The 24716-nt window shown below is 58.6% G+C and carries 21 protein-coding genes and 1 riboswitch; of the genes, 12 read left to right on the top strand and 9 right to left on the bottom strand.

The window, feature by feature from the left end; translation table 11 throughout:
- Window positions 1–16 precede the first annotated feature (16 nt).
- From KJA79_RS01100 to thiC, 4 genes are all read right to left on the bottom strand, one after another.
- Complete coding sequence (locus KJA79_RS01100) at window positions 17–406, bottom strand: response regulator (protein WP_213040163.1); 390 nt, start codon at window positions 404–406, stop codon at window positions 17–19.
- A 12-nt stretch (window positions 407–418) separates the two neighbouring features.
- Window positions 419–976, bottom strand: coding sequence for a tetratricopeptide repeat protein (locus KJA79_RS01095; protein ID WP_246507330.1), 558 nt, complete (start codon window positions 974–976; stop codon window positions 419–421).
- Between the two features lie 115 nt (window positions 977–1091).
- Window positions 1092–1892: a sulfide-dependent adenosine diphosphate thiazole synthase gene (locus tag KJA79_RS01090; RefSeq protein ID WP_213040162.1), complete on the bottom strand. Its 801-nt coding sequence runs from the start codon at window positions 1890–1892 to the stop codon at window positions 1092–1094.
- Window positions 1893–2031: 139 nt separating this feature from the next.
- Window positions 2032–3948, bottom strand: coding sequence for a phosphomethylpyrimidine synthase ThiC (gene thiC, locus KJA79_RS01085; RefSeq protein ID WP_213040161.1), 1917 nt, complete (start codon window positions 3946–3948; stop codon window positions 2032–2034).
- A gap of 90 nt (window positions 3949–4038) precedes the next feature.
- A riboswitch (TPP riboswitch) is annotated at window positions 4039–4141 on the bottom strand.
- Window positions 4142–4328: 187 nt separating this feature from the next.
- Between thiC and KJA79_RS01080 the strand changes: the two genes are divergently transcribed.
- The 4 genes from KJA79_RS01080 to KJA79_RS01065 all read left to right on the top strand — a co-directional run bounded on the left by KJA79_RS01080 (window position 4329) and on the right by KJA79_RS01065 (window position 9187).
- Window positions 4329–4925, top strand: a complete 597-nt coding sequence (locus KJA79_RS01080) for a Tll0287-like domain-containing protein (RefSeq protein WP_213040160.1) — start codon at window positions 4329–4331, stop codon at window positions 4923–4925.
- 390 nt (window positions 4926–5315) lie between these two features.
- Window positions 5316–5615 (top strand): hypothetical protein, encoded by a 300-nt coding sequence (locus KJA79_RS01075; RefSeq protein ID WP_213040159.1) that lies wholly within the window; start codon window positions 5316–5318, stop codon window positions 5613–5615.
- 62 nt (window positions 5616–5677) lie between these two features.
- On the top strand, window positions 5678–7930 hold the full coding sequence (locus KJA79_RS01070) for a zinc metalloprotease (protein WP_213040158.1): 2253 nt from the start codon (window positions 5678–5680) through the stop codon (window positions 7928–7930).
- A 312-nt stretch (window positions 7931–8242) separates the two neighbouring features.
- The gene (locus KJA79_RS01065) at window positions 8243–9187 is read left to right on the top strand and encodes a hypothetical protein (protein WP_213040157.1); all 945 of its coding nucleotides are present in this window, start codon (window positions 8243–8245) and stop codon (window positions 9185–9187) included.
- A 230-nt stretch (window positions 9188–9417) separates the two neighbouring features.
- Here KJA79_RS01065 and KJA79_RS01060 read toward each other — a convergent pair whose 3' ends face one another.
- On the bottom strand, window positions 9418–9699 hold the full coding sequence (locus tag KJA79_RS01060; RefSeq protein ID WP_213040156.1) for a putative quinol monooxygenase: 282 nt from the start codon (window positions 9697–9699) through the stop codon (window positions 9418–9420).
- Window positions 9700–9784: 85 nt separating this feature from the next.
- Entirely contained in the window at window positions 9785–11218 is a 1434-nt protein-coding gene (locus KJA79_RS01055) for a patatin-like phospholipase family protein (RefSeq protein WP_213040155.1), read from the bottom strand.
- Between the two features lie 584 nt (window positions 11219–11802).
- On the opposite strand from KJA79_RS01055, the gene KJA79_RS01050 reads away from it, so the two are divergent.
- The 4 genes from KJA79_RS01050 (at window position 11803) to lspA (ending at window position 17672) form a co-directional block, all read left to right on the top strand.
- Window positions 11803–12111, top strand: a complete 309-nt coding sequence (locus KJA79_RS01050) for a hypothetical protein (RefSeq protein WP_213040154.1) — start codon at window positions 11803–11805, stop codon at window positions 12109–12111.
- A 622-nt stretch (window positions 12112–12733) separates the two neighbouring features.
- The gene (gene nadA / locus KJA79_RS01045; protein ID WP_213040153.1) at window positions 12734–13837 is read left to right on the top strand and encodes a quinolinate synthase NadA; all 1104 of its coding nucleotides are present in this window, start codon (window positions 12734–12736) and stop codon (window positions 13835–13837) included.
- A 497-nt stretch (window positions 13838–14334) separates the two neighbouring features.
- On the top strand, window positions 14335–17154 hold the full coding sequence (gene ileS / locus KJA79_RS01040) for an isoleucine--tRNA ligase (protein WP_213040152.1): 2820 nt from the start codon (window positions 14335–14337) through the stop codon (window positions 17152–17154).
- Complete coding sequence (lspA, locus tag KJA79_RS01035) at window positions 17151–17672, top strand: signal peptidase II (protein WP_213040151.1); 522 nt, start codon at window positions 17151–17153, stop codon at window positions 17670–17672. The genes ileS and lspA overlap by 4 nt, the downstream gene beginning before the upstream one ends.
- Window positions 17673–17703: 31 nt before the next feature.
- Here lspA and KJA79_RS01030 read toward each other — a convergent pair whose 3' ends face one another.
- Both KJA79_RS01030 and KJA79_RS01025 read right to left on the bottom strand, forming a co-directional pair.
- Window positions 17704–17970, bottom strand: coding sequence for a DUF2024 family protein (locus KJA79_RS01030; RefSeq protein WP_213040150.1), 267 nt, complete (start codon window positions 17968–17970; stop codon window positions 17704–17706).
- A 29-nt stretch (window positions 17971–17999) separates the two neighbouring features.
- The gene (locus tag KJA79_RS01025) at window positions 18000–18875 is read right to left on the bottom strand and encodes an undecaprenyl-diphosphate phosphatase (RefSeq protein WP_213040149.1); all 876 of its coding nucleotides are present in this window, start codon (window positions 18873–18875) and stop codon (window positions 18000–18002) included.
- 247 nt (window positions 18876–19122) lie between these two features.
- On the opposite strand from KJA79_RS01025, the gene KJA79_RS01020 reads away from it, so the two are divergent.
- The 4 genes from KJA79_RS01020 to KJA79_RS01005 all read left to right on the top strand — a co-directional run bounded on the left by KJA79_RS01020 (window position 19123) and on the right by KJA79_RS01005 (window position 23364).
- A complete protein-coding gene (locus KJA79_RS01020; protein WP_213040148.1) occupies window positions 19123–19845 on the top strand; it encodes a hypothetical protein in 723 nt (240 codons plus the stop codon).
- Between the two features lie 186 nt (window positions 19846–20031).
- The gene (locus KJA79_RS01015) at window positions 20032–21291 is read left to right on the top strand and encodes an efflux RND transporter periplasmic adaptor subunit (protein ID WP_213040147.1); all 1260 of its coding nucleotides are present in this window, start codon (window positions 20032–20034) and stop codon (window positions 21289–21291) included.
- A gap of 119 nt (window positions 21292–21410) precedes the next feature.
- On the top strand, window positions 21411–22121 hold the full coding sequence (locus KJA79_RS01010; RefSeq protein WP_213040146.1) for an ABC transporter ATP-binding protein: 711 nt from the start codon (window positions 21411–21413) through the stop codon (window positions 22119–22121).
- 34 nt (window positions 22122–22155) lie between these two features.
- Window positions 22156–23364: an ABC transporter permease gene (locus tag KJA79_RS01005; RefSeq protein WP_246507328.1), complete on the top strand. Its 1209-nt coding sequence runs from the start codon at window positions 22156–22158 to the stop codon at window positions 23362–23364.
- A gap of 72 nt (window positions 23365–23436) precedes the next feature.
- Here KJA79_RS01005 and KJA79_RS01000 read toward each other — a convergent pair whose 3' ends face one another.
- Complete coding sequence (locus KJA79_RS01000; RefSeq protein ID WP_213040144.1) at window positions 23437–24681, bottom strand: cyclic di-GMP phosphodiesterase; 1245 nt, start codon at window positions 24679–24681, stop codon at window positions 23437–23439.
- Between the last annotated feature and the right edge of the window lie 35 nt (window positions 24682–24716).

Below are 24716 nucleotides of genomic sequence, written 5' to 3'. Positions count from 1 at the left end.
TATTTGGGCCCAGTTCTCACGGTTGTGCGGAGGGTTGGGGATGAATTAGTTCTTCGACAAGGTCCTTGGTCCGGGCTGAAAATTCGTTTCGGGATACCACCTTGGTCACCCCGAGCTCTTTGGCGCGTCGCCATGTATCCACCTCTTCGTGGTTGGCGAACGCCAGGATCGGCAGCGAACGCAATGCCGGGTTGGTCTGGAGGGTTTCCAGGGCTTTGAAGGCATCAACTCCCAAATCGTTCATGTTCACAATCAGCGCGGCCGGGTTCGCTGAAGCCGCCTTGTCTGCCACCTCAGCCTGATTGCGTATCCGTTCCAAGATGTAGCCATGCGGGCGCAAGGCATCGCGTACCTTCGTGTAGAAAAAAATGTCGGTGACCGCTACCAAAATCGTCGGGTTTGTCATCGTGTGTCGTGTCTAGTTGAGTGAACTGATCAGGCGCCCCAAGGCTTTCTTGGCCAAGGCATAATCAGGGTTGAGGGCAAGGGCTTGCTTGTAGCAGTCGATGGCGTCGCTCCACTTGCCTTGACGTTCATAGACGCGGCCCAAGTTGAGGTGTGGGAAGGCCGGGCTTTCATAGCGCGTGGCCTGCATCGCTTTTTGAAACCAAGGGATCGCTTCGTCCAAGTCGCCCTTTTCAATTAAATAGGCGCCGATATCATTATAGGGGTTGCCGAAGTGGGGATCGCAGGCAATGGCCTTCTGGCATTCCTCAATCGCTTCGTCCAGCTTGCCCATGAAGCTGTAGGTCCAGCCGAGAAAGGTATGCGCCTCTGCGGTCTGATGCGTCGCGAGCGACAGCTTGTACAGGCTGACGGCCTCCTCCAGCTGCCCCTTCATCTGCTGCGCATAGGCTTGCTGGAAGAGCTGCCAGGCTTCGCGCTTGTCTTCCTCGCTGCCGTCGCCCTGTATGAGAAAATCTTGGACATCCATGGTGGTCAGGCTGATGAAAAAGGTCCCCAGCTTCGTTCTCAATCGTGCGAACTCCTCAACGTACTGAGAAGTACGCCTGCGGGTTCGCACTTTCTGCGGCCTCGCTGGATGACCCTTTTGATCAGCCTGCAGGCCGGAGGGCCTTGTTTGCTCCGCGTTACTTATGCCTCAGCTTTTTCTGAATTAACTCTGCGCCATATCGGCCTGACAGCAACATTGAGCCGAAGGCCGGGCCCATGCGTGGCGTGCCGAACACGGCGGCGACGGCCAGCCCGATCACAAAACAATTCGGAGAGACTTCTCCGGTCCGGTCCATCACTTCTTCTTCCGACCGCGACACCCACATGGCGCCGTTGCCGGGCACCTGCTGGTAGAGCCCACGCTTGTGCAATAAATTGACGACCACCGCGTCATGTCCGGTGGCGTCGACCACGATCTTGCTCTCCAAGGCGATCGGATCGACGTGGATGATATCGTGGCCGGCCATTTCGGCGGTGGTGCTGTTGACGACCACGCCTTCGAGCACGCCTTCGCGGCGCAGAATGAGATCGACCACCCGCGTCAGGTTCATGATCTTCGCGCCCGCATCGTACGCCGCGGCGATCAATGCGCCGGTTGCATGTGGGGGATCGACCATGTACATGCCGGGGCATTCCTTGATCTGCTTGCAGGGCACGCCCACTTCCTTCAGGATCTTATGGGCCGGGGCGCAGATGGTCGCTTTGTTCATCAGGTAGCCGCCGGACCAAAAGCCTCCGCCCAATGCAAGGCTCTGTTCGACGATCAGTGTTTTGACCCCCATTCTGCCCAGATCATGGGCGCAAATGAGGCCGGCCGGCCCAGCGCCGACGATGATGACGTCGCTCTCGATCAGTTGATCGAACTCTTTATAGTATTCCCGCGCGATCTGGCGGGTAATGTCGCGTTCGCGTAACGGCGCAGGTTTCGGTTTGCCCATGCGGTGTTCCCCTTCAGCGGCTGTTGAACATGGCTTCCAGCTTCGTTCTCAGCTCGTCCAAATCCTCAACGTACCCCTGAGGGTACGCCTCCGGTTTGGACTCGCCTGCGGTCTCGCCGGGCAGCCATGTTGACCAGCCTTATAGATAAATTTCGGAGCCGGCTTTTTTGAATTCCTCTGACTTTTCCTTCATGCCGATCTGAATGGCCTGTTGCTCCTCCAGCTCTTTCTTCGCCGCATAGTCGCGAACATCCTGCGTGATTTTCATCGAGCAGAAATGTGGCCCGCACATGCTGCAGAAATGAGCCACCTTCGCCGCATTGTCCGGCAGCGTCGCATCGTGATACGAGCGGGCCGTTTCGGGATCGAGCGCGAGGTTGAACTGGTCTTCCCAGCGGAACTCGAACCGCGCTTTGGACATGGCATTGTCGCGAGCTTGCGCGCCTGGGTGTCCCTTTGCCAGGTCCGCCGCATGTGCGGCGATTTTGTACGTCACGACGCCGACCTTCACATCCTCCTTCGTCGGCAAGCCCAGATGTTCCTTCGGCGTCACGTAGCAGAGCATGGCACACCCGTACCAACCAATCATCGCGGCGCCGATGCCGGAGGTGATGTGGTCGTAGCCCGGCGCGATATCGGTGGTCAGCGGCCCCAGGGTATAGAAGGGCGCTTCCTGACATTCCTTGAGCTGCTTTTCCATGTTCTCTTGAATCATATGCATCGGCACATGGCCGGGCCCTTCGATCATGACTTGGACATCATGGTTCCAGGCGATCTTGGTCAGTTCGCCAAGGGTTTCCAATTCGGCGAATTGCGCCTCGTCGTTGGCGTCGGCGATCGAGCCGGGGCGTAGACCGTCGCCGAGGCTGAAGGCCACGTCATAGGCTTTCATGATCTCGCAGATCTCTTCGAAGTGCGTGTAGGCAAAATTCTCTTGATGGTGCGCGAGGCACCATTTCGCGTGAATGGAGCCGCCCCGCGAGACGATGCCGGTCATGCGTTTCGCCGTCATCGGCACGTATCGCAACAAGACTCCGGCGTGAATAGTGAAGTAATCCACACCCTGCTCGGCCTGTTCGATCAGCGTATCGCGGAAAATCTCCCAGGTCAGGTCTTCGGCCTTGCCGTTGACCTTTTCGAGGGCCTGATAGATCGGTACCGTCCCGATCGGCACAGGCGAATTGCGAATGATCCATTCGCGAGTCTCATGGATATTCTTGCCGGTGGAGAGGTCCATCACGGTGTCGGCGCCCCAGCGGATCGACCAGATCATCTTCTCGACTTCTTCTTCGATGGAAGAGGCGACGGCAGAGTTGCCGATGTTGCTGTTGATCTTCACGAGGAAGTTCCGGCCGATAATCATGGGCTCGGTTTCCGGGTGATTGATGTTGTTCGGGATGATGGCGCGGCCGCGAGCCACCTCGTCGCGCACGAATTCGGGCGTGATGAGATTGGGAATGCGGGCACCCCAGGCCTGGCCGGGGTGCTGCAAGACCCCGCCGCCATGGCCATTGGTCGAAGCCATGAGTTCTCTGGCTCGCGCGCGGGACTGATTCTCCCGGATCGCAATGAATTCCATCTCCGGCGTGATGATGCCTTTCTTGGCGTAGTGCATCTGGCTGACGTTCCGTCCGGCCTTGGCGCGGAGGGGTTTGCGAATATGCGTAAAGCGGAGCTCGGCCAGCTTTGGATCGGCAGCCCGTTGACGACCGTACTGCGAACTCACCTGCGGGAGTTCTTCCGTATCCTGGCGGGCCTCGATCCAGGCTCGCCGCAAAGGCTGCAGGCCCGCCCGCACGTCGATCGTGACGTTCGGATCGGTATAGGGGCCGGATGTGTCGTAGACGGTAATCGGTTGGTTGGGCATGCCGCCATTGCCGTTGGTCGAGTGTGTCGAGGTCAGGCTGATTTCACGCATCGGCACCCGGACACCGGGCTGCGACCCTTCGACATGCACCTTGCGCGAGGCGGGAAAAGGCGTGGTGGTCAAGCGTGCCGTGGAAGGTTTGGAGCCGTGACCATTCTGTGAACCGTTCTGTGTATGGGCCTCGCTCATGGCAGCAATCCTTTCGTCGGAAGTGAGCGTCTGACGGCCAAATAAAAAAAGCCGCATCCAGCTTGGGTGCGGCTTGAAGCGATCTCGAAGCCAGTGGACCGGTCGCTTCCCTACGCTGGTATTACCCAGGTCAGGTTGTGAGGGTCGCCCGATCGCTCGGACTCTCAGCCGGATGGCACCCCTAGCTGTCGTCGGTGATCGTACCGACCCGCCGGGGCGAAGTCAATCTTCTGGAAGGCCTAGTAGCTAAGGGACCTCATGGGGTAGGTGCACGGCAGCGCCTATCGGCAAGGCCGGAACTCTCGCTTTGCCTGATCGACCGGCGTAAAATTTTCCACCGGGTGCATCATGGTCTGTGCTCACACACATGGAGGCACATCATGAGCGGGAGAGGCTTCTGGTTCGGACTGGTCTTGGGCGCGGGTGTGATGGGCCTGCTGGGGCAATGGGGCCCTGCGGCTGCAGGCAAGGAGGTGGGCCAGGCTCCCTGCATCGAGGCGGGCTTGGTGGCCGAGTATTTGCACAGCGTCATCCAGGCGGATCGCACGTTCTACACCACGGATGTCGTCGAACGGATGCAGATGCGCGGCATCGCCTTTGCGGCGGAAAACTGGCGGGAAACGTCTCGGCTTCCTCTTCCCGCGCAATACTTGCTGGAAACCGGGCGGCTGGTGGCGGCAGGTCGAAGCGGACTGCAATACCGGCTGATCAGCCAATGGGCAATCAATAATAAGAACCGGCCCAACTCCGATTTCGAACGGGCGGGACTCACAGAAATCCTCCTGAATCCTGACCGGCCGTATACGGCGGTGACCACCGACGGGCGCACCCGCCTCTTTCAAGCCATCTACGCAGACAAAGCGGCCTCTCAGTCTTGTGTCGGCTGCCACAATGCCCATCCCAATAGCCCCAAAAAAGACTTCAAGCCGCATGACGTCATGGGAGGCATTCTGCTGACGATTCCCCTCAGCCACTAGGCGGCGAGGATCGCACCACGAAACGGGCTTGGCCGATCATTCGATTCTCGCCGGCCTGTGTCTCGATCCAATAGCCGACAATTCAGAAAGAGAGCGACAGGGCGCCGTATTCGATGTGGTTGTATCGCATCAGATACCGGCCTCGTATCGCATCGGATACGAATCAGACGCTTCGATTACATCGGTGATTGAGACCCTCCTGGTCGTCCCTGAGTGCCCATCCGAAGCGATGAGTCGGATCCGCCACATTTCACCGACTTCCAAATACCTGCATTTTCACCGCATGCGTTGAGTGCGCCGCCGCCGAATGCGGTACACGATTTGCTCGCGACAGACCCTGGGAACACTTCCCTACAACCGCCACATTCTACGTTTCAAGCGAGGTGTCTCGTGTTGCTGCACATCGCTCTACAAGAGGGCTTCCATCACGACGACGTGCGTGTGCTTGTGGATGCTCGGGAGGCATTGGCGAATACGGACGTCACGACGCGGCGACAAACCGGCTATGCCGCGTCCGTGGACATCGACGTGACGCGCAGTCCGGTCGTGGTGGAGGTGGTGCTGAGCAAGCGGGGAGTGACTCAACGCAACTCGGTGTCGGTGGATCGTCCGACCTATGTCGGCCTGTCCCTCACACCTGAAGGAAAGTTGGTCTGGAACACCTCACACGAACCCTTTGGCTACCTATGACGGGGCGTTCCGGATCGGCACGTATGCATGATCGTTGTGACTCTCACAACAGGAGGTCGAGTATGAAAGAGCAAGACCACATGGAGCAGGAGTATCTTGCCGAGGCCGCTGAAATAGCTCGTCCCGGCATCGAGCCTCTCATCCCTATCTTCCCCTGGCCGCCGCGTCTTCGTGTGAGCGGGTTGTACGTCGCATCCCGGATCGTGACGCCGCCCATCTCAGCGCCTGGCCCCTTGCCGATTCAGCCCATCCCGATCGCTCAGCCGTTGCCGGGTATCGTGCCCACATCGGCTGGTCCTTGGCAGATTGAGGAACTCCTGCCCTGGGGCTTGCTGCGCGAGGAACTCCGCCTCGATGTCGATGGCCGGTATCCGCAGATGATGGCCAGCGGGACGCTCTATGGCGTGTTGGCCAAACGTGTGCACTGGATTGCCCGTCTCACCGCATCCGGGCCGAACGCCTGGACCGGTTCGATCTGGTTCAAGGATGGCGATGTCGCCGGTTTCCCCTACACGACGGTCGACATCACCACAACGTCAACCTTTCTGGCCAGTCAGCGCAAAGCGGTCGTGCGACTATCGGGCGGCGGCACGGCTGTCCGTACGAGAACGCTGGCGTTCAAATCACCGTATTTCCGGCAGGTCGAATTCGAGTTCGATTGTGCCACCGGCGTCACCGCAACCACCCACATCGGCACCCATGACCATCCGAATCGTCCGGCTACGTTGCCGAATGAAACGCTCAGCATCGAGGAGGTTTACCGGAGAGTCGGGTTCGACGTGCGGAAGTCGGGTAGCGACAGCATCGTGCCCATCGGCGATGCGGGGACAAATGCGCGCTGGAGCGACAACGAAATGCACGATGCGATGCAGGTCTACTGGTCGCGATTTGCGGGCAAGGCACAATGGTCGCTGTGGGTGTTCTTCGCCAAGCTGCACGAACAGGGCACGAGCCTGGGCGGCATCATGTTCGACGACATCGGGCCGAATCATCGTCAGGGGACGGCGATTTTCAACGACTCATTTATTTCCAGGCCACCGGCCGGTGATGCCCGACCGGCGGCCTGGGTCGAGCGCATGCGATTCTGGACGGCCTGCCATGAAATGGGCCACGCCTTCAACCTGGCGCATTCGTGGCAAAAGCAACACCCGCCGGACTGGGGCACCCCCTGGATTCCCCTGGCGAACGAGCCGGAGGCGCGGAGCTTCATGAATTATCCGTACAACGTGTCCGGCGGACAGACGGCGTTTTTCTCCGACTTCGCCTATCGGTTCAGCGACAACGAGTTGGTGTTCATGCGCCATGCGCCGGAGCGGTTTGTGCAGATGGGGAATGCCGATTGGTTCGATCACCATGGATTCGAGCAGGCGAGCGCGTCACCCGAGCCGTCGTTGAAGCTCAATCTTCGCGTCGATCGGGCACAAGCCACCTACCAATTCCTTGAACCGGTGGTGCTCGAGCTCAAGCTGACCAACATCGGTGCGCGTCCACTGGTGCTGGAAAAGGAACTGCTCTCCATGACGGAGCATATGACCGTCATCGTCAAGAAGCGGGACAAGCCGGCGCGTCAGTACCTGCCCTTTGCGCGATACTGCCACGATCAGCAAGCCCAGGTCGTAATGCCCGGCGAGTTTGTCACCGACTCGCTGTTCATCTCCGTCGGGCGAAACGGGTGGGATATTGCCGAACCGGGCTATTACACCATCCAGATCGCGCTCCATATGGAGACGGAGGATATCGTCTCGGACGCCCTGACGATTCGTGTCACGCCTCCCCGAGGCTACGACGAAGAGTTTCTTGCGCAGGACTTCTTCTCCGACGACGTCGGCCGCATCCTCAACTTTGACGGAAGCGTCATACTCCGTGGAGGGAACGACACGCTCAGGGAAGTGAACGACCGGCTCGGCGATCGTGCCGTGGCCTGTCATGCGCGCGTCGCGTTGGCTGCGCCGCTGGCCAGGGACTACAAGGTGCTCGACATGGGAGATCGCATGGGGGAGATGGCGTCCGCCAAGGAGGCCGGAGGCCGTCTCCGTCGATCCGCTCCCCGTATTGAGGAGGCCCGGCAGCTCTATACGAGCGCGTTGCTTGAGAAGAAGGATCAGGCGATCGCGACCTTGGGACGGACCGACTATGAATATTATCTGAGCCGGTTCAGAGCGGCGCTCGTGGAGCACGGGGCGGTGCTCAAGAAAGAGCCGCGCGATGTCAAACGCGATGCCAAGCGTGAGAAAAATGGTGATATCGAGCACACGATGCGAGTGATCAAGGAGGCCCTCTCCAGCCTCAAGGATCAGGAGCCGGTTTCCCGCTAGGCCGGCGTGGGGCGGTAGAGAAGCGGGCCGGTGCCTGAAGGCTCGGCCCGCTTGCCGTGAGCGTCACGAGGAACGGTGCGTCATGACCGGAGGCAGTCTCGCCTAAGCAGGCAAGACCAGCTGATAGACGGAAAATTGCTAGTCGCGTCTCCATCCTGCTGAACGATAGAGCGCCTGGGCGGTGTCATCCGTCAAGGCAATTGCGAGAGGCGCATCGCGTCGATTGAGACTCCAGGATCACCCCAAGCTTATGAATGCTGTACATCAACAGGGGGCCTGCCTCTTCAGTCTGGCAATCTAGGGGGGAGTCAGATGAAAATACTTAAATCGCAGCGATTTTTGTCGGGCATACTTCAGGCAGGACACAAGACTAAAACCGCCATGCTCGTACTAGGCCTATTCTTCTTAGTCGCTGCATGTATTCCTTCGCCGGTTCGCGGACAAGTTGATCTTCCCAAATCGTCTTCGAGGGGAGATGGAGGCAGTGGTGAGAGTTTTACTCTTCACCTGAACCCTGATCTAACGAAGCACCTGATCGCTGTAACCGAGAGGGTCGAAAACGAGAAGTGGTATTCTAGTCCTTCATTTATAACAATTTTTGTGTCGATTGCTGGAATTATTGTCACGATAGTCATTGCGAAAAACACGGTAAAGTCGGGTTTAGCTACTCAGCGGAAAATCCTCATTGATCAGGAAAGACTTAAGCGAGTCAATGCGCAGTTGAATGAATTCTATGCTCCGCTTCATGCTCTTGACTCAACTGGAGTGAGGCTGTGGAAGAAGTTCTGCGAAACCTATAAAAGGAACTGCGACCAAGATAAATTTTTGACGCATGATGAGGATGGTATCGAATCTGGGCCGCCCGAGGAATTTCTTGAATGTTATATGCGTGCGATGAGGGAGACTTTTGGCCCTTTAAATCAACAGAGAGAAAACCTCGTTCTCACAAAGGCGGCATTGGTAGCCAAGGATCAGAATGGAGATTTCCCCGAGGTGTTAATAAAGCTCGTTGCGCATGTCTCGGAGATGCGGTCGGTCATGGGGCGATGGCAGGATACCGAAAAATATAAGAACGGAAAGCTGCGATCGATTTTGCAGAAGGAGGGTTCCGCTGCCTTTTATCCGCAGTTCAAGTTTCCTGCCGACCTTGCTGAATTTGCCAAGGAAGGTTTTGACAGATTGCGAGCAATGCAGGGAACTTTGGAAGACACCCTGTCATCTCCTGAGCAGGTCGCGGAGGGCGCCACTCGCAGATGATGGTCGCTCTGAGAGAGGGTTTGCTGCGTCATGCCATCCTCCGAGGGGAGGCGGCTCGTTATCGGAGAAGTTTGCTGCAAGCCCGAGATGGAGGGAGAATGACAATAATGGTGTCGGGAGTATTTTTGGACCTGGACATCGCAGTCCGATGACAAAAGACTCCCGACCCCTTTGTTCGCACTCGGGCGAGAGGATCGGACGCCGGAGCAGGCATTGATGAATAGTCCGGGCTAGAGGACGCCTCGTTCGATCTCTTCCAGATACAGCAAGTCAGGCGCTTTCACGCCGGCATCTCGCCTCAATTCGACCAACTCCGGTGACTCAAAGAAACGCCGGGCGCTCTCTAGCGAAGACCAGGCCGAGAAGTGGACGATGCGGTTGGCATCTTCGTTGTAACGCAGGAGTTGGTAACTGATTGTCCCGGCACGTTTCCGCCGATCCGCCGCGCCATCGAACACGGCTTTCCAAGCCGGGTAGGCTTCGACTTCGTCAATAATCAACACATGGGGCATGTGAACTCTATGCGGCTCAGTGTACTGCAGAGGCAGGGGGATGCATCACGATGGAAGCGTGGGGGAAGGGGAGGCGTCTGCGCTGTCAGGGCGACGGCCTCACGGCGGCTTCTTCAGCGAGGTCCCGCATGAGGCGTTGAAACTCCTTGTCGTTTCGGAGGAGTTGGGCCCCGGCCTGGAGTAGATGGTCGACCTGCTCACCGTTCAAGGCGAGGTTCGTAGGGATATTCATGAGGCGTGCTTGCTCCTGTAAGTCTTCCATCTCCGTGAAGCTGACGTTGATAATATAAATGTCTGCATTGGATGTGAACGCACTTTCGACGCCCTGCGGTCGCTGGAGAAGTTGCGCCCGCCATTGTTCGACAGATTGCTTCATGAACTCAACGGTGTCGGTGGAATAGCGATTGATCGGAATATCGATAAGTGCCCGGCTCACGCGCATCAGGCCGGGGATTTCGTTCAGGATATATTGGTCTGGATCCGGCGAGGTTTCCGCGCTCACCATCAAGTAGACTAGTTTTCTGATCTGTTTCGCTCCCAATGACACAAACGTAGACTCAATATCTCCATAGAAGGAGGTGTTTTCCAACACTTCTCGCATGCCGATGTTATCGGAGAGTCCGCCGTCCAGCAGATAGATGTACGGACGCTTTTTCGCATCGAGGTATGTCCGCAGCTGGGTCGCCCGCAGCCGTCCCCACGAAGTTTTTCGGAGCTCTTGCAGTTGGGGTGGCAACACATATCCGCATTGACCGGCATAGTTGGTCATGGAGATCGGACTCAGAAGTAGGGGCAAAGCGCTGGATGCGGCAGTTGCCACCGACAGAGGCAACTGATTCAGATCGGAGCAAATCAGGTCGAACTGGCGCTGATTGAATTCGAATCGCGAGAGACTGGCCATGTCGGAGGCATGAATAAATATCATTGGCCGCCGGGGCTGTGCCATGAGATCGCCGAAGGTGTGTCCGTCGAACAGTGCTTCGTCCAGCAGTTCAGAAAAAATATGCGCGCGGCCGAAGAAGGGTGACCACATACGGAACCAGTTGATCGGGGATCGAAAGATTCTCGCGCGCAGTTCGCTCTCCCAGTTCTTCCGGAGAAAGCGCGTCTCGAAGTCGTCGAAGATGCGATCGCCGTAAAGGGCATAGTAGGCCGCAGTGAAGCTGCCTCCCGACAAGGCGTTGATGATGTTGAGTTCATCCAGCAGCCGCTTGCGTTGGCCTTCCCAGACGATCTGCGTCCGCGCCAGTTCCCGCAGCACGCCATAGGCAAGCGTCGACGCTCTTGTGCCGCCGCCGGAGAACGAGGCCACAATAAAGAGGCTGTCGGAGCTGCCGGTTTTTGACGGGGGGAGATTGGTGGAGCGATAGCCGTAGGCGGCGTCCCACTTGGCGAGCGGTGCGTTCATCGTCGGGCGCACGTACTCACAGCCGAGCGTCAGGCTGAAGAGGCTGATCAACGCTAGCGCGGCGACCACCCGCCGCCCGACCCCTTCAATCCGGCGTGGTATGTAGCTCATCTGGCGGCGGAGAGTACGCAGAATCGCGAGGGGTGTCAACTGAGGGGAAGGGGGAATGTTCAAAGCTCAATGTGTTGTGGTGGACCGTGAGCTGGCTCAGCTTCTTGTGACAATAATGGGGTCGAATAATGGGGTCGGGAGTCTTTTCTGACCCGGACATCGCAGCCCGCTGACAAAAGACTCCCGACCCCTTTGTTTTCACGCGCGGAAGGAAGTGGCCAAATTGTTGGTGATATGGTATGCAGGCACGGCTCGTTTAGGCTGTCCCCTTGAATGCTTGCACGATCCGAATGCGTAAGGGTATCAAACGTTATTCACCCACCGTGATCAGTCTCGTTTTCTTAGGACACGTGCTTCTCCTGAATTCGGCCTGTACAGTTCTGAGCTATCGTTCCGCCGGGGCGCCGGCCATACCGCTTGTTGAAACGCACGACAGGTTAGAGTTTCTCTCATTCTCCTATCTCGCAGGATTTCCTCCTGTTAGCAATGAAGAAAAGATTCCGTGGCCGAGTCAACTGCTGAAGGACTCACTTGAGAAGTACACTCCCTTTATAAAGGTCATCGTCACTCCTAGCTCGCCGGCAATGGGTGTGCATATCAATGCCTATCAGACCGACGGTCCACCACCCTCCACGTTATGTCGAGTATCGAATTGGACGTTGGCCATCATTCCCTGCTTCGCGGAAGGGACTGTACTCGAGACGCACTTTGATGTGTTTGTGGATAACCGCTTAAAGCAGAGTTATCGATACAACATTAGTCGAACCGGCATCCAATGGATCGGGTTGTTACCGTTTTTCTGGATCAATCTCTTTACCACAGACTATAAGGAATCGTTTTCTGATAACGTACTCCAGTTTATCGCCGACGCGAAACGAGCCGGCTTGCTGTAGCGTAAGCCGCTCCTGTCAATGAGGGACCCCAAGAAAGCAGGAAACGGCTCCCTGAGAATTTTGCCGGGTTGGGCGATTTGGTCCACTGTACCGAGCCATTCACTCCTAGCTGGCTTCGGCCGTCACGCACAATCTGACGCGAGCTGTCTTATGGAGCGACTTCAGGCAGCTTTAAGGGGTCGAACCATTTTTTTTCGCTTCTCTTCGTCCAGGTCCTGGCGGTGGCCTGGCTGGTTCCCTCGGTGCGCGCGTCCAACGAGGGCCTTCTGAGGCCGCGCGTTGCGCGAGCACAGGGAATCGTCTGGCCGCGGCGCTCCATTCTTCCCGAGATACCGCTTCTATAATGGTGCCCGGACAGGTGATTGTCCGCCGATTGACTGCATGGGCGGTACCCGACTTGCCGCAGCAGGCGGGGCTTAGTCGGGCGCTCATGCAGGCTTCCGTGGCGGACCAATCGCCTGCCAGGCATCGGCGCCTCCTTCCCCTTCGCCCCATCCCCTTGGTTCTCCATAGGCCATCTGCTCCGACTCATTTCATTGCGTAGCCACGAGGGGGTGTCGTAGAATCACACAGTATAAGTGCGCTCGTGGTATAGTTTTTTCAATCAACCGAAAGGCTGCAGGTGAAAACGGTCGCCACGCTTCCCCGTCCCATTACCGACTATCAATCCTTGTCTGCCGAAGAACTCTTCGAACGGACCCGTGCGGCCAAACGGACCCTCGGCGATCGCGTCATGGTTCTCGGCCATAATTATCAACGCGATGAAGTGATCCAACATGCCGATTTTCGCGGCGACTCCCTGATCCTCGCGCAGGTTGCCGAGCAGCGTTCCGACCGGCCTTATGTCGTGTTTTGCGGCGTGCACTTCATGGCGGAAACTGCCGATGTGCTGAGCCGGTCCAATCAAACGGTCATTCTTCCCGACATGGCGGCAGGTTGTTCCATGGCTGACATGGCGGCGATTGAACAGGTCGAACAGTGCTGGGAAGCGTTGGGTCGTGTAGTGCCGGTGGAAGAGGCGGTGATGCCGGCGGTCTATGTGAATTCAGCCGCGATCCTCAAGGCCTTCTGCGGCGAACATGGTGGACTGACCTGTACCTCGTCGAACGCCCGCAAGGTGATCGAATGGAGCTGGGCGCGACGTGAGAAGATTCTGTTTTTCCCCGACGAGCACCTTGGCCGGAACACCGCGAACAAAATGGGTATCCCGCGCGAGCAGATGATTGTCTGGGATCCCTACATGCCGCGTGGCGGCAATTCGGTTGAAGCCATTCAGCGGGCCAAGCTGATCCTCTGGAAGGGCCATTGCAGCGTGCACCAGATGTTCCAGCCGTCCCACATCGATTACTTCCGCAAGCAGCACCCCGAGGTGAAGGTCATCGTCCACCCGGAATGCCATGAAGATGTGGTGAACAAGGCCGACCTGGTCGGTTCGACGGAATACATCATCCGGACGATTACGGCCGCACCGGCGGGAACCACCTGGGCGGTCGGCACGGAATTGAACCTGGTTAACCGCCTGAAGCATGAACAGACGGACAAGAAGGTGTTTTTCCTCTCTTCCACGGTCTGCCAATGTGCCACGATGTATCGCATCGACGCCCCGCATCTCTGCTGGGCGCTGGAAAATCTCGCCGATGGCCATGTCGTGAACCGAATCGTTGTACCCGACGACGAAAAGCAGTTGGCGAAGGTGGCGTTGGACCGCATGATGGCGCTCAGTTGACCGCATCGTGAAAAGCGCCGGCTACGTCGTCCGATCCTCTCGCCCGGCGCGGCTTTTCTCGTTCAGCCTCCTCGACGTACTAGACGTACGCCTGCGTCAGCCTCACGTGCGAAAAGCCACGGCGGGCTTCGGTCTCGAACGCCTCGCATCGGCCTTTCCCCAGCTCCGGCGGCGTTCTCGCGTCGCTCAGATGTGCGCCGTATTGACGCGCGAATATTGTTAAGACACCGCCCGCTCACCGACTCGCGGGCGAGCACAAACGTGGCGCTCGTTATTCCTCGCGCCGTGCGCCTCGCTGCGGCCTTGCCGATAGACGCTGTTGACGATCCTGCCAAAGTTGGCCGCAGTTGTCAGCTGTTCTACGTGTGATCCGCCCTTGAAAGGGCTGGTACCTTCCCCCTTCCTTCCGGTATATTCCACCAGATCACCCGAGATGAAGCGTGTAACCTCTTGATATGCTGATCGCTGAAGGCTGTCAGCCGACAGCGTGAGTACCTATGGACTATAAATCGACTCTCAACTTGCCGAAGACCGACTTTCCCATGAAGGCGAACCTGCCGCAGCGGGAGCCGGAGATGCTGGCGCGGTGGGCGCAAGAAAAGCTGTACGAGCGCATCCAGGAGTCCCGCCGGGGGTTTCCCCGCTATGTGCTGCATGACGGCCCTCCTTACGCCAATGGGCGCATCCACATCGGCCACGCGCTGAATAAGATATTGAAGGACATCATCGTCAAGTCGAAGACGATGTCGGGGTATCAAGTGCCTTACGTGCCGGGATGGGATTGTCACGGCCTGCCGATCGAGCATCAGGTTTTGAAAGATCTGGGCGACAAGAAGCGGAATCTGGATGCCCTCGCGATCCGCAAGCTCTGTAAGGAGTATGCGGAGAAATATGTCGCGATCCAACGGGAAGAGTTTCAACGGCTGGGTGTGCTCGGCGACTGGCAGGAGCCTTACCTGACGCTGAATCCCGCCTATGAGGGCACGATCATCCGTGAGTTCGGCCGCTTCGTGGAGCAGGGCGGGGTGTACAAGGGGCTGAAGCCAGTCCTCTGGTGTACGCAGGACCAGACGGCATTGGCTGAAGCGGAGGTCGAATACGAGGACCACACGTCGCCGTCTGTGTATGTGAAGTTTCCGCTGGTCAGCCCCCCGGCTGTCCTGAGCAAGCGATTCGGTGGGTTGACGTTTCCTGCCGATGTGAAGCATGCCTCCGTCCTGATCTGGACGACGACTCCGTGGACCCTACCGGCGAACCAGGCGGTCTGTCTGCATGCGGACATCGACTATGCCTTCGTGCAGGTCGGCGACGAGCTGCTCGTCATCGCGGAAAAGTTGGTGGAACCGGTCGTGAAGGCCTGCAGTCTCCCGGAGTACAAGATCGTCGGCGTGAAAAAAGGCGCGGAGGGGTTCGAAGGGCTGGAAACGCAACGTCCGCTGACCACCGGCCTCTCGCCACTGCTCCTGGGCGACTTCGTGACGCTGGAGCAGGGAACCGGGTGTGTCCACATCGCGCCGGGCCACGGTATGGAAGACTATCTGCTGGTGCTGGACCACAATGCGAAGGCCAGCGTGGGTGAGCGCCTCGAAATTCTTGCGCCGGTGGACAATGGCGGGAAATTTACCGACGCCGTTTCCGAATTTGCCGGTCAGCATGTGTTCAAGGCCAATCCGAACATCGTGGAGCGTCTGAAGGAGAACGGTCGCCTGCTCGGCCATGGGTCCCTCCGGCATTCCTATCCCCATTGTTGGCGGTGTAAGCAACCCGTCATCTTTCGCGCGACCGAACAGTGGTTTGTGTCGATGGAGACAAACGAGTTGCGGCAGGCCGCGCTGGCGGAGATCGGACGGGTGCGCTGGATTCCGGCCTATGGCCGCGACCGGATCAACGGGATGATCGAGAACCGGCCTGACTGGTGCCTGTCGCGTCAGCGCGTCTGGGGTACCCCGATTCCAGGTTTTACCTGCCTCACATGCGGTAAGGTCCTGGCGCATCCCAGGGTCATCGACCATGTGGCCGATTTGATCGGGCAGCATGGTACGGACTATTGGTTTGCCAACCAGGCCGGCGCGTTGTTGCCTGCCGGCACCCGGTGCGAAGGCTGTGGTGGAACGGAATTTGAGAAGGAGCGCGACATTCTGGACGTCTGGTTCGAGTCCGGCGTGAGTTACGCGGCTGTCCTCAAGCCGCGCCAGTGGTATCCGGCGGATTTGTACCTGGAAGGATCGGATCAGCACCGCGGGTGGTTCCATAGTGCCTTGTTAGCCGGGGTGATCACCGATCACTGCGCGCCGTACAAGGCTGTGCTGACGCACGGATTTGTGTTGGACGGGGCGGGGCGAAAGATGTCGAAGTCGGCGGGCAATGTCGTCGCGCCGCAGGATGTCATCAAACAATCGGGGGCGGAGATTCTTCGCCTGTGGGTGTCGGCGCAGGATTACCGTGAAGATCTTCGGATTTCCCAGGAGATACTGAACCACCTGATCGAGGCCTATCGCAAGATTCGCAACACCTGCCGTTTCCTGCTGAGCAATTTGTACGACTTCGACCCGGCGCAGCATCGTGTGCCCTTTGAGCAACTGCCTGAATTAGACCGCTGGGCGCTCATGCGCCTGGGGGAGTTGATCCCGCGTGTGCGCAAGGGCTATGACGAGTTCGAATTCCATTCGATCTTCCATGCGCTGAACAACTTCTGTTCAGTGGATCTGAGCTCGGTGTACCTGGATATTCTGAAGGATCGGCTCTACACCTTCCGGAAGGATTCACCGGTGCGGCGTGCCTCGCAGACGGTGTTGTTCGACATTGTGGTCGCGCTCACAAAACTGATGGCGCCCGTGCTGAGTTTCACCGCCGAGGAAATCTGGCGGATGCTGCCGGAGTCGGTGCGGGCGGATTCGAAGGCCGAAAGCGTCCATATCGCGATGTTTCCCGAGGTCGATCCGCGCTGGGCCGATCCGGAACTGGCCGCGCGCTGGGAAACGTTACTCGGAGTGAGGACCGCCGTTCAGGCCGCCTTGGAAGTCAAGCGTCGCGAGAAAGTGATCGGTGCGCCCCTGGAGGCGAGGGTGGAGATCGAGGCGAATGCCGAACGGTATGAATTTCTGACTCGATACCAGCAGGATCTCTCCTCGTTCTTCATCGTGTCGGATGTGATGCTCACCAGGGTCGATCAGCTCGCGGAGTCCGCCGGTTTTGCCATCACCGTCGACAAGGCCACGGGAGCGAAATGCGAGCGTTGCTGGAATTATCGATCGGCCGTGGGCACCTCCGCCGATCATCCCACCCTCTGCGACCGTTGCATTGAGGCCGTCAGGTGAGCCCATCCATTCGGTATCTGCTGCTCGGGCTGCTCAGCCTGTCGATTGTGGTGCTGGATCAAGTCACGAAGTTGTCTGTCATGGAGACCATGCGGCTCCATGAGTCCATTCCCGTCATCGCCAACCTGTTCAGCATCACCTATATCCGGAATCCCGGCGCGGCGTTCGGCTTTCTTTCCTCCAGTAGCAGCTCATTCCGCTTTGTGTTTTTCGGACTGACCTCGGTGTTCGCTGTCGGCTTGTTGGGGATGATTCTGGTGCGTATGTCGAAGGACGATTGGATGGGGCGGCTCAGCGTGGCGGCGATACTCGGCGGAGCGATCGGGAATTTGTTGGATCGGTTGCGGTATGGGGAAGTGATCGACTTTCTGGATTTTTACATCAACGGGTACCATTGGCCGGCGTTCAACGTCGCCGACTCAGCCATTACCGTCGGGGTGGTGTTTCTGATTTTCCACTTTGCGACGGAAAAAGAGGCGCAGGAGGTTCCGGTCGCTCCGGAAAATCCCTCCTCCTGAGGAACGCCTCGAAGGGGGCTTCCTCTCCCGATCAGACCGGCAGCGTAATGATGAACCCGCCCTGCTCGCGAAACTGGCGCTGCTGCTCCACGGAAAACATCACGAGCGGTTCGCTGTGGCAGAACTGGCATTCTTTGAGCGTGATGACCGCCTGCGGTTCGCCGATGCTCACCAGGTGCTGTTTGGCAAGCGTGAGTGCCTTTTCCTGACTCGTCGTCATCACATCGAAGTGCAACTTGCCGTTCTTTCCCTTGACCCAGGTATCGTACACGTGGACGCTGTCCATCTCGTTTCCCATGCCGACTCGACTCCTTGTTGTGAAGTAGATTAACGCACCACCAACAGGACGACGACGCCCAGCACCATGCGGTAGTAGGCGAAGACGCTGAGGCTGTGGCGTTGCACGTAGGTCAAAAATGCGGCGATCACGGCCCAGGCGACCACAAAGGACACCACTAAGCCGATGCCGAGCGCGATGAAGTCATCCTGGGAGAAGGCGGCTTGCGATTTCAGCATTTGATAGATGGTGGCGATGATCATGGTCGGCAACGCCAGAAAGAAGGAATATTCCGTCGCGACACGCCGGTCCAGCCCGGCGAGGAGGCCTCCCACGATCGTCGAGCCGGAGCGGGACATGCCGGGAATCAGCGAGAAACATTGGGCCACGCCGACCCACAAGGCCGATCGTGGCGTCACCTGCAGCAGTTCCTTCACACGCACGCGATTCTGCATGCGCTCCACCACCAGAATGATGATGCCTCCGACGATCAACGAAATCGCGACGGTGGTCGGGGAGAAGAGGTAGGCCTTAATGGACTTGTGGGCGAGGAATCCCACCAGCGCGGCGGGCAAAAAGGCGAGGCCGAGTCCGATGACGAACCAGAGATTCGGTTGGTCGCGGATGGACTCTTGGATGAGGGCCGGCCAGGCTGTCGTACCCCGAGCGGCGATCAGCGCGCGAAAATCACGTTGCTCCCGCAATGCGTGGGAAGCCAGGGAGGAGAGCTTGGTGCGTTCGTAGGCGATGATGGCCAGGATGGAGCCCAGCTGAATCGAGATCTCCACGTTCGAGGCGATGTCGCCGGTGAATCCCAGGGCGTGGCCGACGAGGATCAGATGGCCTGTGGAGGAAACAGGAAGAAATTCGGTCAGTCCTTCGATGATGCCGAGAATGACGGCAAGCTCCGGGCCCCAGTTCATCATAGTGTGTGCGAGATGGTGTGTGGGATGTGGTGGTTGGTTCGGTCACTTCGTCGAACAGTCGCTGCATATTCCCAGACTGCTTTCCATCAGTCAAGCGACGTGAAGTTTGCGGCGGCAGGGCAGGAAGCCGGCCGGTTCTCCACACGTGAGTCGCAATCGGCAAACTTGTTGACAAAGTTGAGGTGATGGCATACACACAACAAGAGAGTAGAGGTCCGATCGGTCCAGATCGAACAGGGAGGGGCGCATGAGGCATGTGTGGATGGCTGGGTTTGCGTTGATGAGCGCGATAGCCGTCAGCGGGTGCGTAACAGAGAAGAAGTATCACGAGGCGCTTGCCGATGCCGATGCCACGAGAGGGGAACTGGAGCGTGCGAGGGCGCAGAAGAATGCCCTGGAGCAGCAGGTTAAGACACTCAAGGATCTGAACGCCAAGTTCGGGTCCGAAAGTCAGATCGCCCGGGATGAATTGCAGCGGATCCAGCACGGGCGTGATAAAGAGCGCGACACCATCGAGGTTCGTACCAAGGAATTGGAAGACAAGGTGAAGCAGTTGACGGCGCAGAATCGCAACGTCAAGCAAGAGTATGAAGAAGCTCGTCGCCACAACGAGCAGCTGAAGTCGTTGGTCGCGCGATATCAGAAGGAAATGAAGGAGCGATCACGCTCCTTGTCGTCGTCGATGGAATCATCAGGCGGGTCGGTTCCGTTCTCGGGTGCAGGGTCGTCTTCGACGAAAACCGCGCCCGTGCCGTCCCCGTTCGATGCCCCCGCGCCGGCGGCTTCCTTGCTGAACATCAACAAGGCGCCGTCGGCCGATCTCGTCCTCACCCTGGGCATTTCGCAGGATGTGGCCGAGCGTATTGTGAGCAATCGTCCCTACAAGGTGAAGGGCGAACTCGTCGCAAAGAACGTGGTGCCGAAAGACGTGTTCGACGACATCAAGGATCGTATTACCGTCAGTCCGTAGTTGCCTCGGCCGACTGAACAGAGTCGGCGGGACAGTGACCCTCTGAAGGGCCGTTTGCCTCCTGGCAAGCGGCCTTTCGTTTTTTTCTCTCCCTCCTGCGGCGGGCCTCATGCGGGCCTCGCGTTCCCCGGCCAAATTGTTTTCTGTTAGAATGCCCCCACAGTTCGGCAGAAGGAGAGTCCGTCGATGCGCCGTGTCACTGTGATCGTCGCTGTGCTCGCTCTCGGCCTCGCGATCGCCGGTTACGTCTTTTTCAACGGTGAGCGAAAGGTGCCCGTGCGGTACCGTACGGTGGCCGTTGAACGTGGGACGGTCGTCTCGCTCGTCACCGCCACGGGTACGATCAACCCCATCACGACGATTCAAGTCGGAAGTCAGGTGTCGGGCATGATCGAGAGTCTCCACGCCGATTTCAATTCCCGGGTCAAGGCGAACCAAGTCGTCGCGCGTATCGACCCTTTTCCCTACCAGGCCCGGCGCGATCAAGCAGCGGCCAGTCTTGCCAATGCCAAGGCCGCCTGGGAAAAGGCACGGATCGATCTCGCGCAACGGCGACGCGAGCTGGATCGTGCCAAGTCGCTCATCGGGCAACAGTTCATCTCTCAGAATGAGGTGGATGTCGCGCTGACCGCATCAGAGGGGGCCCTGGCGCAGCTGAAGGTCACGGAAGCCGCCGTGAAGCAGGCTGAAGCGATGCTACAGGCGGCCGAGTTGGATCTGAAGTATACGGTGATCCGCTCACCCGTCGACGGGGTGGTGATCTCCCGGCAGGTGGAGGTCGGCCAGCGGATTTCCGCCAGCTTTTCTATTCCCACCTTGTTTTTGATCGCCGAAGACGTGACCAAAATGCAGGTGGACACGAATGTCAGCGAGGCCGATATCGGGGGAATTGCCGAGGGGAAGGCTGCGACGTTCACCGTGGATGCATATCCTGGGGAACCGTTTCAGGGACGAGTGCGGCAGGTGCGCAATGCGCCGATCAATATTCAGAACGTCGTGACCTACGACGTCGTGGTGGAGTTTGAGAATCCGGACTTTCGTCTCAAGCCGGGAATGACTGCGAATGTCTCCATCGTCATCGATAAAAAGGACCAGGTCTTGAAGGTGCCGAGTTCCGCCTTGCGGTTCACGCCGCCGAAGGCGGTTCGAGAAGAGAAAGCAGGGGCAGTGGGAGACAGGCCGTCCCCGGCTGGTGGTGCCGAAACCCCGGCCTCACGCCGATGGGGCGTGTGGAAGCTGACTGCGAACAATGACTTGGAGCGAATACCTGTGATGATGGGCATCTCAGACCGGGCGTATGTGGAAATCGCGGCAGAGGGGATACAGGAAGGGGATCAGGTCGTGGTGGCGATCGATGCGCCGCGCGGCGAGCGTAAGGGCGCGGAGCTTCCTCCCGGGTTCGGCAATGGGCAATCGCGTGGTGCGCGGCGCGATCGTGGGCTATAGTGGCATGGTCGATGTTCAATTTTCAGCGCTCAATACCGAGCCGTCGATTGAGTATTGGGCATCGAGCATTGAACAGGGCAGGTATTCATGCCTTCTGAACGGCGGATGAAGACCTCTCTATGGCCGGCTTAATCGTGTGCCAAGACGTCTGGAAGGTATACCGCGTTGGTGACGTCGAGGTGCAGGCGCTGCGGGGGATCAATCTTACCATCGAGCGTGGTGAGTTTGTGGCGGTGATGGGCACCTCAGGATCCGGCAAATCCACGCTCATGAATCTGCTCGGTTGTCTGGATCAACCCACTCGAGGGCGCTATGAATTGGACGGGTTGGACGTCGCCCGCGCCAAGCCGGATCTGCTGGCCGAACTACGCAACCGGCAGATCGGTTTTGTCTTCCAGAATTTTAATCTGATCCCCAGGACCAGTGCGCTGGAAAATGCGCAACTCCCGCTGTTCTATCGTGGGGCCTCGATCAAAGAACAACGCCAACGGGCCGCCGCCGCGTTGCAGCGCGTGGGGTTAGCGGGGCGTGAGCAGCACTATCCGTCTCAACTTTCCGGCGGTCAGCAGCAGCGTGTGGCGATTGCGCGGGCGTTGGTGGGGGCCCCGTCGATCCTGTTTGCGGATGAACCGACCGGCAACCTCGATACCGCTTCCAGCCGCGAAATCATGGGCATTCTTGAAGAACTGAACCGGGAAGACGGCATTACGATCATCCTGGTGACCCATGAGCCTGACATCGCCGCCTACGCCTCCCGCGAGCTCATCATGAAAGACGGGCTGATTGTGCAGGATGTCCGTCGTACGCCACGATTGTCCGTCGTCCCCTAGGCCGTCCATGTCAGCGTTCGTTCTACTCACCGTCATGACTGCCTTGCGGATCCTGAGCCGGAACCGGTTGCGGGCCGGTCTGACGATGCTCGGCATCGTGATCGGTGTGGGAGCCGTCATTGCGATGGTCAGCATCGGGCAAGGCGCGCGCGCTGCAGTGCAGGCGCAGGTGGCGAGTATGGGGACGAACGTGATCGTGATCATGCCTGGCTCCACCACGGTCAGCGGTGTACGGGGTGGGCAGGGCGGCGCGGTGACGTTGACGGTCAACGATGCGGCCGAAATGAAGAAGCGGAGTCCGCTCCTCTCGGATACGGCCTGGGCCAAGCGTGACGTGATGCAGATCGTCAATGGCAACCGCAACTGGAACGGGCCGGTGAACGGTGTGTCCCCGAGTTACCTCACAATTCGCGACTGGTCGTTCTCGAGCGGCGGTCCCTTTACGCAGTCGGATATGGAAAGCGCCGCACGGGTGGCGTTGATCGGTCAGACGACCTTGGAGAATCTCTTCGATCCTGGCGAAGAGGCGGTCGGCGCGACGATTCGTATCAAGAATGTGCCCTTCCAAGTCATCGGCGTGTTGGCGCCAAAGGGACAGTCGGCTCAGGGAAGTGATCAGGACGATGTGATTTTCGTGCCCTTTACGACGGCGGAACGGAAGGTGTTCGGGAGCCAGTTTCTCGGGTCGGTGGGCGCCCTCTTTGCCTCGACCGAACAGAGTGCCGATTTGCCGGAGGCCGTCGAGCATATTCGCGAGGTCTTACGGGCTCGACATCGCTTGCAGCCGGATCAGGCAGATGATTTTACCGTTCGCACACAGGTCGACATCGGCAAGGTACAGGAAGGCACGAGTCAAACCCTCACGGCCATGCTGTTTGCCATTGCGTCGGTCTCGTTGCTGGTGGGCGGCATCGGGATCATGAACATTCTCCTGGTCTCGGTCACCGAACGAACCAAAGAAATCGGGGTGCGTATGGCGGTGGGCGCGAAACGGATGCATATCCTGACCCAGTTTTTAATTGAAGCGATGACGTTAAGCCTGTTTGGGGGCGTGATCGGTGTCATCGTGGGAGTAGCCGGCGCCAGGCTGACGACGGTGATTGCCGGCTGGCCGACCATCATTTCGTTTGAGTCGATCGCGACGGCCTGTGTGTTCTCTCTCGGGGTCGGCCTCTTTTTCGGGCTCTATCCCGCGAACAAGGCCGCGCGCCTGAATCCGATCGACGCACTTCGTTACGAATAACCCTTGCAACACTCGCATCGTGGTCCGGAGCGCAAGCGGTGCGACCTGTCGTGACGACAGGCGACGCCGGGATCAATGGTAGGCTCGCTCAAACTCCTCGGGGATGGTCCCCAGGACCGAGCGGATTCCACGTGCTGGCGCCTGTGCGTCCTGATTGGCGAGATCGATCACGAGCGGAACGATGTAGGGTTCTCCGGAAGGATCATGTGTGATGGTGACGATGGGTTGGTGTAGCTTGCTGGTGTTGATGACGGAGACAATCGCCCGCTCGCCTGTAGTGAGGGCGACATAACTATAGACCGGGTAAATGCCCATGACTTTGACGAACAGGGAGATCAGCCGAGTTTCGTACTTGCCCTCCTGTCCTTCTTGATAGAGTCGCTGTAAGGATTGGTGGGGCGTCAGCGGTGAGGCGCCGCCGAATCCCGTCATCAATTCGTCATAGCGATCGGCGACCATTACGATTCGGGTCATGTCCGAGGTGAAGGCTCCCCCGGATTCGGCGGGGAATCCGCTGCCATTCAAATAGGCATGGTGTTCCGCCACGATTTGTTCCACCGGCTGGGTGAACCCGCCTTGACGCTCCAGCAAAATCGCCCCCCCGCGCGCGTGGGCCTCGTAGGTCCGTCGCTGCTGTTCGGTCAGAGGGGCGGACGTGTCAAATACGCGTTGAAGCATGGCCGGCGGCACCTGCAACAGTCCGATGTCGTGGAGCAGCGCCCCGGTGGCCAACTCCTGGATGGCGACCAGGTTATAGTCAGCGGCATGCGCGAGAATCATCGAAAAGCTGCAGGTGGCGAGCGAATGTTGGCTGAGCGGCGCATTCGCCTCACGACCTTGACTGAACACCATAAACAAGGCGTGGCTGTTGAGCGACTGTGCGACGGCGCTGATGGCATGGACGGCGTGACTCGCTTCTTCCGGATCGACGATCCCGGTCTTCGCGATGCGTGAGAATGTGGATTGGACCGACTCTTCGAGGCGGGCACGCACTGACCTCGCAGCCAGAAGCTCCTGTGCCATGTTCGCGAGAGAGCGGACAGCCACTGCCGGGGAGGTAGCCTGGATAGCAGGGGAGGGTGGAGCGGTGACGTTGGGCTGGTCTTGAGGGGAAGCCGTCGTGTCCTGCAGGTCGAGCCCTCGCGTTGGATCGATGCTGAGCTGTTTGACGCCGGCTCGTCGCAACTTCTCGATCTGTTCGTCGGTTCGAATCAAGAACGAGTGGCGCATGAAGGGTGAGCGAAACCAGGCCACGTCCAACTTGGCGACGTGCATGCCGATTCGGAGTGCGTCAATGGTGATGGGGCGGTAGGCCATGCCGTGTAACTGTAAAAGGCTCGTCGTCTCTCGCG

Origin of the sequence: Nitrospira defluvii, assembly GCF_905220995.1 — a bacterium.
GTDB lineage: Bacteria > Nitrospirota > Nitrospiria > Nitrospirales > Nitrospiraceae > Nitrospira_A > Nitrospira_A defluvii_C.
Note: the sequence above shows the minus strand (reverse complement) of the source record. Positions and strands in the feature narration are given on the sequence as shown.

Excerpts from the sequence above, each read along its gene's own strand:
- KJA79_RS01055 (WP_213040155.1), bottom strand. The coding sequence starts at position 11,218 with ATGAGCTACATACCACGCCGGATTGAAGGGGTCGGGCGGCGGGTGGTC.
- KJA79_RS01090 (WP_213040162.1), bottom strand. The coding sequence starts at position 1,892 with ATGGGCAAACCGAAACCTGCGCCGTTACGCGAACGCGACATTACCCGC.
- KJA79_RS01065 (WP_213040157.1), top strand. The coding sequence starts at position 8,243 with ATGAAAATACTTAAATCGCAGCGATTTTTGTCGGGCATACTTCAGGCA.
- KJA79_RS01005 (WP_246507328.1), top strand. The coding sequence starts at position 22,156 with ATGACTGCCTTGCGGATCCTGAGCCGGAACCGGTTGCGGGCCGGTCTG.
- KJA79_RS01030 (WP_213040150.1), bottom strand. The coding sequence starts at position 17,970 with ATGGGAAACGAGATGGACAGCGTCCACGTGTACGATACCTGGGTCAAG.
- KJA79_RS01015 (WP_213040147.1), top strand. The coding sequence starts at position 20,032 with ATGCGCCGTGTCACTGTGATCGTCGCTGTGCTCGCTCTCGGCCTCGCG.
- KJA79_RS01100 (WP_213040163.1), bottom strand. The coding sequence starts at position 406 with ATGACAAACCCGACGATTTTGGTAGCGGTCACCGACATTTTTTTCTAC.
- KJA79_RS01060 (WP_213040156.1), bottom strand. The coding sequence starts at position 9,699 with ATGCCCCATGTGTTGATTATTGACGAAGTCGAAGCCTACCCGGCTTGG.
- ileS (WP_213040152.1), top strand. The coding sequence starts at position 14,335 with ATGGACTATAAATCGACTCTCAACTTGCCGAAGACCGACTTTCCCATG.
- KJA79_RS01070 (WP_213040158.1), top strand. The coding sequence starts at position 5,678 with ATGAAAGAGCAAGACCACATGGAGCAGGAGTATCTTGCCGAGGCCGCT.
- KJA79_RS01050 (WP_213040154.1), top strand. The coding sequence starts at position 11,803 with ATGGGTGTGCATATCAATGCCTATCAGACCGACGGTCCACCACCCTCC.
- KJA79_RS01025 (WP_213040149.1), bottom strand. The coding sequence starts at position 18,875 with ATGATGAACTGGGGCCCGGAGCTTGCCGTCATTCTCGGCATCATCGAA.
- thiC (WP_213040161.1), bottom strand. The coding sequence starts at position 3,948 with ATGAGCGAGGCCCATACACAGAACGGTTCACAGAATGGTCACGGCTCC.
- KJA79_RS01000 (WP_213040144.1), bottom strand. The coding sequence starts at position 24,681 with ATGGCCTACCGCCCCATCACCATTGACGCACTCCGAATCGGCATGCAC.
- KJA79_RS01010 (WP_213040146.1), top strand. The coding sequence starts at position 21,411 with ATGGCCGGCTTAATCGTGTGCCAAGACGTCTGGAAGGTATACCGCGTT.
- KJA79_RS01020 (WP_213040148.1), top strand. The coding sequence starts at position 19,123 with ATGAGGCATGTGTGGATGGCTGGGTTTGCGTTGATGAGCGCGATAGCC.
- KJA79_RS01080 (WP_213040160.1), top strand. The coding sequence starts at position 4,329 with ATGAGCGGGAGAGGCTTCTGGTTCGGACTGGTCTTGGGCGCGGGTGTG.